The sequence below is a fragment of the Elizabethkingia argenteiflava genome, from assembly GCF_009904105.1.
In the GTDB taxonomy this organism is placed as follows: domain Bacteria; phylum Bacteroidota; class Bacteroidia; order Flavobacteriales; family Weeksellaceae; genus Elizabethkingia; species Elizabethkingia argenteiflava.
The window spans coordinates 1-263 of the sequence record NZ_JAAABJ010000227.1 but is presented as its reverse complement, the minus strand read 5'-3'; the positions used below and the strand labels follow the sequence as shown (position 1 = coordinate 263).

1 protein-coding gene is annotated in these 263 nt (G+C 36.1%); it reads right to left on the bottom strand.

Going from position 1 to position 263, the window contains the following annotated elements:
- Window positions 1–263, bottom strand: a 263-nt coding sequence (locus GNY06_RS02015; protein ID WP_166518570.1) for a transposase, incomplete at both ends; no start/stop codon positions are given.

Here is a 263-nt window from a genome sequence, read left to right as displayed (position 1 = left end):
TTAACCCGCGCATAAGTAAAATAACAGCCTTACTATCATGTATATTAGCCATTGTAACCATGATTGCAATTAAAAAACCATTTTTATCAACGACCACATGACGTTTTATGCCCTTAATCTTTTTATTTCCATCAAATCCTTTTAATGACCGGTTATTGCCCCAGCGAATATTCTGGCTGTCCATAATACCAAGCGATGGCTCTGATTTTTGTCCTAGTTTTACTCGAAATTTGCCTCGTAAATGTTCCAACACTAGTTCGAAT